This window comes from Lactobacillus sp. VURO6/B1 (VP7), assembly GCF_058139575.1.
Window position 1 is genome coordinate 1 of record NZ_JBVOWJ010000018.1, and the last position, 8,567, is coordinate 8,567.

General features: G+C 36.4%; 2 protein-coding genes and 1 pseudogene. 1 reads left to right on the forward strand and 2 read right to left on the reverse strand.

Going from position 1 to position 8,567, the window contains the following annotated elements; genetic code table 11:
* Nucleotides 1-4,649 (reverse strand): BspA family leucine-rich repeat surface protein (locus ACZ2M0_RS09160; protein ID WP_490059254.1); only part of this gene is annotated, 4,649 nt, incomplete at its 3' end.
* 231 nt (nucleotides 4,650-4,880) lie between these two features.
* Here ACZ2M0_RS09160 and ACZ2M0_RS09165 point away from each other — a divergent pair.
* Nucleotides 4,881-5,105 (forward strand): annotated as a pseudogene (locus ACZ2M0_RS09165) (IS3 family transposase); the annotation flags it as partial.
* A 51-nt stretch (nucleotides 5,106-5,156) separates the two neighbouring features.
* Here ACZ2M0_RS09165 and ACZ2M0_RS09170 read toward each other — a convergent pair.
* The coding region (locus ACZ2M0_RS09170; RefSeq protein ID WP_490059255.1) for a MucBP domain-containing protein at nucleotides 5,157-8,567 on the reverse strand (3,411 nt) is incomplete at its 5' end.

Genomic DNA, 8,567 nt, shown 5'->3' on the forward strand with positions numbered 1-8,567 from the left:
ATTACGCGGTCAGGGGCAATGGAGTTGCCATATTCATCTTGATAATGAACTGTGACTGCAGGCGCTATGGCTGCAGGGCTGTTGACAATTGAACCAGCAGTATTGGAAGCATTGGAGCCATTAGAACCGGAATTATCAGAACTGTCAGAACTGTTAGAGCCAATAGAGCTATCAGAACCGGTTGAGCTTTCGGAGCCAGTCGAGCTTTCAGAACTGTCAGAACCATCGGAACTGTCAGAACTATTAGAGCTATTCGAACCATTGGAGCTGTTCGAGCTATTTGAACCGTTAGAACTATCAGAACCAGTCGAACCAGTTGAGCTGGTTGAGCCCTCGGAACCGGTTGAACCTTCAGAGCTAGTAGAACTATCAGAGCCAGTCGAACCTTCAGAACCAGTCGAACCTTCGGAACCGGTTGAGCTTTCGGAGCCAGTTGAGCTATCAGAACCGGTTGAGCTTTCGGAGGCAGTCGAGCCTTCAGAGCCAGTCGAGCTTTCAGAACCGGTTGAGCTTTCGGAGCCAGTCGAGCTTTCAGAACTGTCAGAACCATCGGAACTGTCAGAACCATTAGAGCTATTCGAACTATCAGAGCCATCGGAACTGTCAGAACCATTTGAGCTGTTAGAGCCGTCGGAACCATCCGAAGTGTCAGAAGTGTTATCAGTCTTACTCTTAGAGTAGACCAAAGTAATATCTTGTGGGTCGGAGATAAATTCTTTTATATCAGAATTCTTGTTTTCTTTGAACTTGTAGCCAGCAAATTCTTTGCTGGTGTCAACAGTTACCAGGTCTGAAATGTTGCCGAAAAGTTTTTCATCAGGAATTTCCTTACCATCTTGATCAACTAGCTGCTTGCCTTCTTCGTCTTGGCGATGAACAGTTACGATGCCACCAGTATACCTAACATAGGTGTCGTGGTCTCTGTCTCCTTGATATTTAGTTATCAAATCGGCTGAAGACCACTGATTAGTACCCTTGGTCAGAGAACCATCGTCTTCACCCATGTTTACCCAAGTACCTGGCTGTTTAAGTAAATCTTCAGGCTGTTCTCCGTCTAGAGGAAATTTAACCCCTTTACCTAAAGTTAATTTAGCTATATTTGCACATGAATCAAATAAACCATCTAATATAGCATCATCAGTAATTGTAAAGTTAGATAAGTTTATGCTAGATAAGTTGGTGTCTGCATAAAACATAGAAGAAAAGAATGTAACTTTGCTAGTATCAAAACTTGAGAGATCTAATGAAACTAATTTTGGACAATTGGCAAACATGTAACTCATGTCAGTGACATCCGAAGTAATGAGGCTATTTAAACCGTTAATTTGAGTTAATTTAGGAAGAGTATCAAATAATGAATCAGCCGGCCCATTAATTGTTATTTTTCCTAGAATATCTATTTCAGTAATATTATCAGTATTTACAGTACTTATATTATTATTAATGCCAATTTCATTTTCGGCGGTGTTGTCAATTAAATAGTCTTTGCCTTTTTCACCTAGCGATAAGATGCCATTATTAAAGGTAAAAGGAACACCTTCCCAAGTGTTATCAGTTTTACTCTTAGAGTAGACCAAAGTAATATCTTGCGGGTCAGAGATAAATGCTTTTACATCTGAATTTTTATTTTCTTTGAAGGTGTAACCGGCAATTTCCTTGCTGGTATCAACAGATACTGGGTCTGAAATATTGCCAAAGAGCTTTTCATCAGGAATTTCCTTACCATCTTGATCAACTAGCTGCTTGCCTTCTTCATCTTGGCGATGAACAGTTACTATGCCACCAAGATTAGCAAAACAAACATAAGTGTCGTGATCAGTAGAACCCTGATATTTGGTCATTAAATCAGTTGAAGACCACTTATTAGTGCCTTTGGCTGGAGAGCCCTGATCAACTCCCATATTTACCCAAGTTCCCAAATCAGGTAAAAAGGAACCTGGTTTTCCTTTAATTTCTGGAAATTTAAAGCCACTACCTAAGACTAATTTTTTCAAATTTGAGCAAAAACGAAACATAACTACCATTTTAGCATCATCTGCAACTGTAAAATTGGACAAATTAATACTAGTTAAATTTGTGTCATTGAGAAAAAGACCATTATAGTTAGTCACTTTGTCTGTATTAAAACTAGATAAATCTAATTCAGTCAATTTAGGGCAACTAGCAAACATTTGTTGCATGTTTGTAACCTGAGAAGTATCTAATTTATCTAAGCCATTTATTGAGGTTATGTTTTTTAAATTCTTAAAAACTCCATTTGCGCTGCCTATAATTGCGATTGAGGCATTAATATCAATTTCAGTGATATCATCTACAGTTATGCCGTTAACATTTTGGCTAATACTAATATCTTTATTATCTGAATTATTTATTGTATAGGTTTTGCCTTTTTCGCCTAGCGATAAGACGCCATTATTGAAGGCGTAAGGAAGGCCTTCCCAAGTATTATCGGTTTTACTCTTGGAATAGACCAAAGTAATATCTTGCGGGTCAGAGATAAATGCTTTTACATCTGAATTTTTATTTTCTTTGAAGGTGTAACCGGCAATTTCCTTGCTGGTATCAACAGATACTGGGTCTGAAATATTGCCAAAGAGCTTTTCATCAGGAATTTCCTTGCCATCTTGATCAACTAGTTGCTTGCCATCTTCATCTTGGTAATGGACAGTAACGGTACCGCCTAGATTAGCAAAACAAACATAAGTGTCGTGATCAGTAGAGCCCTGATATTTGGTCATTAAATCGGCTGAAGACCACTTATTAGTGCCTTTTGCTGGAGAGCCCTGATCAACCCCCATGTTTACCCAAGTTCCCAAATCAGGCAAAAATGAATCTGGTTTTCCTTTAATTTCTGGAAATTTAAAGCCACTACCCAAGACTAATTTTTTCAAATTTGAACAGAAGCGAAACATGGTGTTCATTTTGCTATTATCAGTAATTTTGAAGCTTGATAAATTTATACTACTTAAATCAGTGTCTCCACCAAACATTCCGTTGAAGTTAGACACATTAGTGGTATCAAAAGTAGAAAGATCTAAGGTTGCTAACTTAAGACAATTAGCAAACATAAAACTCATGTCTGTTACATCATTAGTAACTAGATTGTTTAAATTTTTAATTACGTTCAGATTGCTTAATTTATAGAAAAGCTGACTTGCCGATCCCTTAATTGTGATAGGGGCATTAATATCAATTTCAGTGATATCGTCTGGTGTTACGTTACTAATATTTTGGCTAATGCTAATATTTTTTTTGTCTGAATTATTTATTGTATAGGCTTTGTCTTTTTCACCTAGAGATAAGACGCCATTATTAAAGGTAAAAGGAACACCTTCCCAAGTGTTATCGGTTTTACTCGTAGAATAGACTAGAGTGATAGTTTGTGGATCAGAGATAAATGCTTTTATATCAGAATTCTTGTTTTCTTTGAACTTGTAGCCAGCAAATTCTTTGCTAGTATCAATAGTTACCGAGTCTGAAATGTTGCCGAAAAGTTTTTCATCAGGAATTTCCTTACCATCTTGATCAACTAGCTGCTTACCTTCTTCGTCTTGGCGATGAACAGTAACGATGCCACCAGTATATCTAACATAAGTATCATGGTCTCTATCACCTTGGTAATTGGTCATTAAATCAGCTGAAGACCATTGATTAGTGCCCTTGGCCAGAGAGCCATTTCCTTCTCCCATGTTTACCCAGGTACCTGGCTGTTGAAGTGAATTGTTTTTAGTATCTTTATAATTTGTAAATTTAAAAGCCTTTCCTAAATTCAGCTTAGTTAAGTTTGAACATGAATCAAACATACTAAACGTTAAGGCATCATCTGTAACTGTAAAATTTGAAAGATCTACGCTAGTTAATGCTGTGTCTCCACTAAACATTGAAGAATATGAAGTAGCTTTAGAAGTATCAAAAGTTGAAAGATCCAGTGTAGTTAATTTTGGGCAGCCAGCAAACATATAGCTAAAATTTGTTATCTGAGAAGTATTTAGGTTATTTAATCCTTCAATAGATACTAAATTGTTTAATTTAGAAAAGAGACGTTGAGCAGTCCCCGTGATTGCAATGGGAGCATTAAGATCAATTTCTGTAATATCATCTGCAACAACATTATCAATAGAAAAAGGATTTTTTTTATTGATAGTAATTGAATAGTCTTTATTAGTTTCACCAATTGCTAATTTACCATTAGAAAAATTAACTGGTATGCCATTCCAGGTGCTTGAAATCGAAGTATTACCATCGCGAATAGCTTTAGCAGAGTTGAATTGATCAGGTTTTGCCAAATGCTTGTCAGCTTTTTCATTGTTTATAACAACGTCTTGATTGGTTTCACTTGCTATGCTGTTATTGGTACTAGCCTCGCTTTGTCCGTCTTCTGGGTTGTTATTTGCTGTCTCATCTATATTAGTCCCACTGTAATCAGCAGCTGCACCTTCAGTTTCTGAACCGGTTTCAGTAGACTCTGTTTGGTAATTCAACTTAGTCTTGACTGGTCTGCTCGCAGTCTTCTTAGTGGCACGAGTGCCGTTTTGGTTGGCTGCCTTCACAGTCTGGGGCTTGGCATTAATTAAGCCTAAAGCAGCTGCGGCCATGCCGCCGAGCAATATTTTTTCTCCTTGCTTGTTAGCATTCTTATGTGTATTCATAAAATTCCTCTTCTAAACTGCATATTAATATAGGTTTAGTATATGGCTAGGCTAAATCAATGTCAAACCGCATAAAAGAAAAAGCACCCGTTAAAATTTAAGCATTTCATAATAGTTAGTCATAATTCTAACTATTGGGAGTACTTTTTTAATGACTTAGTATACGACTGCTTTGTAAATTTAAGTTGTTTGTAAGTATCTGGCACGCCAAAACTCTTTGACTGGCTTAAACAAAGCATGTCGCGCAAGGGCAATTGCCACGATAATGCACCGGAGGAAACAATCTTCAACCTAATGAAACGAGAGAAGCTTAACCGCATTAAGATCAGTTCACTAGCAGAAATGAGGGAAGTACTATATGATTACGTTTACTGATTCAATCACATTAGAAGATCAAACAAATTAAAATACACGACTCCGATCAAATATCGGAATCGTGCATTGGGTCTGGTATAATATTAAAATGTCTAACTTTTTAAGTTGCACTTCATATTTTTACTGATGAGTTTATTTAATTTTTTTACGACTAAACCATGCTGCACCTAATGCGCCAACTAAAGTTAAGCTTCCTAATGCGAGCATGACTAGACTGGAATGCTTATCAGTACCTGTCTGTGGCAAAGCAGCAGTTTTTTGATTTTTAGCGGTGCTTGAACTGCCTTGCTTTTGAGGCAAATTGTTGTTTGCTGTTGGTTTAAAAGCTTTTTTCTTCTTTCCTTTCTTGTTTTCCTTCTCATTTTTTGCCTTCCGATTGTTTTCTTTAGGCGTTTTAGAAGGGTTATTAGGAGTATTAGGAGTATTGGGAGTATTAGGCTCATTAATATTTGGTATATTATTTGTACTTGTCTTAGTATAAATATAAGTTACATCTTGCGGGAAAGTGCTAAAGAACCCTGTAGCATTATCTGGTCTCGTCTTTAATGTGTAGCCAAAAATATTTTTAGCTTCAGTAGTATAGTTATCACCAACATAGCCACTCAGTATCTGATCTGAGGAAATGATATTGCCAAATTCGTCTTTATAGTGAACAGTTACATCTGCTGCTTTAACTTTATTAGTGTCTGGGTTATTAGTACTAGGATTATTAGGATTTTGGTTTTTAGCATAAATAAGGTCGACATTTTGCTTTTTATCGGAGTAGCCAACAGTTGCTTTATCTGTTCCAGGCTGTTTGACGCCGTCAATGATAATTTGCTTGATCGTGTAACCAGGTATTGATTTTGGAATAATATCTTTCTGATCACCATAAAGTACACCAGCAACATTTTCTGTCATCGGCTTATTGTCTTTATCAAGAAGAGGCTTGGTATTACCTTTATCATCCACATAGTATAAATAATTAACCGTAATAGATTTACCTTGTTTTCTTTCATAAATGAAAGAAACATTTTGCTTTTTATCGGAGTAGCCAACAGTTGCTTTATCAGTCCCAGGCTGTTTGACGCCATCAATGATAATTTGCTTAATGGTATAACCAGGTATTTGTTTTGGAATAATATCTTTCTGATCACCATAAAGTACACCGGCAACATTTTCCTTCATCGGCTTATTGTCTTTATCAAGAAGAGGCTTGGTATTACCCTTATCATCCACATAGTATAAATAATTAACATTAATAGGATTACCTTGTTTTCTTTCATAAATGAAAGAAACATTTTGATCTTTATCGGAGTAGCCAACAGTTGCTTTATCAGTTCCAGGCTGTTTGACGCCATCAATGATAATTTGCTTAATGGTATAACCAGGTATTTGTTTTGGAATAATATCTTTCTGATCACCATAAAGTACACCGGCAACATTTTCCTTCATCGGCTTATTGTCTTTATCAAGAAGAGGCTTGGTATTACCCTTATCATCCACATAGTATAAATAATTAACATTAATAGGATTACCTTGTTTTCTTTCATAAATGAAAGAAACATTTTGATCTTTATCGGAGTAGCCAACAGTTGCTTTATCAGTTCCAGGCTGTTTGACGCCATCAATGATAATTTGCTTAATGGTATAACCAGATATTTGTTTTGGAATAATATCTTTCTGATCACCATAAAGTACCCCGTCAACATTTTCCGTCATCGGTTTATTGTCTTTATCAAGAATAGGTTTGGTATTACCCTTATCATCCACATAGTATAAATAATTAACCTTAATAGGATTACCTGTTGCCCTGTCATAAACGAAGTAAACATCTTGTTCTTGATCAGTAAATGTGACTGTGACTTTGTCTTTACTAGTTTTCGAAATAGTATAACCGTATATATTTTTAGGCTCAATAGAACTAGTATCACCTTTATTGCCAGCAATTGCATAGTCATAGGACTTGCCATCTTTGTCTAAAATTGGTTGTCGTTTTCCTTCTTTATCAAGGTATACGTAATGAATTCTTACAGGGCAGCCGCTATAGAATCTGATATAAGTATCATGATCAGTTTCACCATTATAATTATTCATTAAATCGGTGGAAGACCATTTTTTACTCATTTCTGGGTCCCTTTCGTTACCGTTACCAACATTAACCCATGTTCCTGGATTATTAAGACCAGCAGTTTTATCCTCACTTGTAAACTTACAATTTTTACCTAACACTAGTTTTTTCAACTTAGTCAAATTATTTAGAAGATTACTAAGTGATACATAATGTTCGACCCTCGCCATATTAAAATTTGCAATATTCAATGCAGTTAAATTTCTACATTCACTAAATGCGTCGTCCATTAAAGTGACATTCCCAGTGTCGAAACTAGATAAGTCTAAGTCTGTTATGCTAGAACATCTACTGAACAAGTAAGCCATATATTGTAGGCTACTAGTATTAAACTTGGTTAAGTCTACTTTTTGATTTTCTGGATCTGCTGAATTTTCGGAACTTGGATAACTTACAGAAACTAAGTCTGAGCAGCCATAAAACATACCTGTCATATCAGTAACTTGAGAAGTATCAATTTTATCAGGTAAAATTAAGTTTGCAAGGTTAGAACAACCCATAAACATCTCTTTCATGGTAATAGGATCATTTTTATTACTATTCTTGTTAATATTTAAACCTATATTTAAACCACTTAAATCTAAGCTAGTTAAACTTCCGCAGTTTTCAAACATATAGGACATATCAGTTACTTTGGAAGCATCTAATTTATTTATTCCCTCAATTGAGCTTAGGCTTGAGCAACTGGCAAACATGCCATTCATACTAATTACATTAGATGTATTCAGATTTTCTAATCCAGTAATTTTGGTTAAACTTGACAAATCATAGAACATACTTTGCATCGTACCTCTAAAGTTAAGAGGACCTGTAAAGTCGACTTCTTTAATTTGATTTTTATCTGAAAAGAGAGGCTCAGCAAAAAGATCATGACCATCTTTTGCTAGTGAAAAAATATTAATAGAATTGCCGGGAATGCCATCAATAGTTTGATTATTACCTTTAATGGTGTATATTCCACGTCCCGGCTGAAAAGTTACATCGACACCAAGCCAAACACCAGTTAGTATGGTAGGATTTCCACTATCTCTTTTGACATCTTTTTCGAGTTTTTCAGTTTTTATACTGTCTTTTGTGCCTGAAGAGCTGGTATTGCCTGCAGTTGTGTCTTGATTATTTTCACTTGCTGAACTGTTATTAGCATCAGCTTGACCCTGTCCAGCTTCTGAGGTATTGCTTGAGGTACCTGTATTACCTGTACCTGCATTAGTCTCGCTGTCAGCTGTTTGACTGTTGCTGTTTTGGTCAGTGAGGTTATCGTCAGTAGCTGCTGCACCCTCAGTTTCCGAACCGGTTTCAGTAGACTCTGTTTGGTAATTCAACTTAGTCTTGACTGGTCTGCTCGCAGTCTTCTTAGTGGCACGAGTGCCATTCTGATTAGCTGCCTTGACCGTCTGGGGCTTGGCATTAATTAAGCCTAAAGCAGCTGCGGC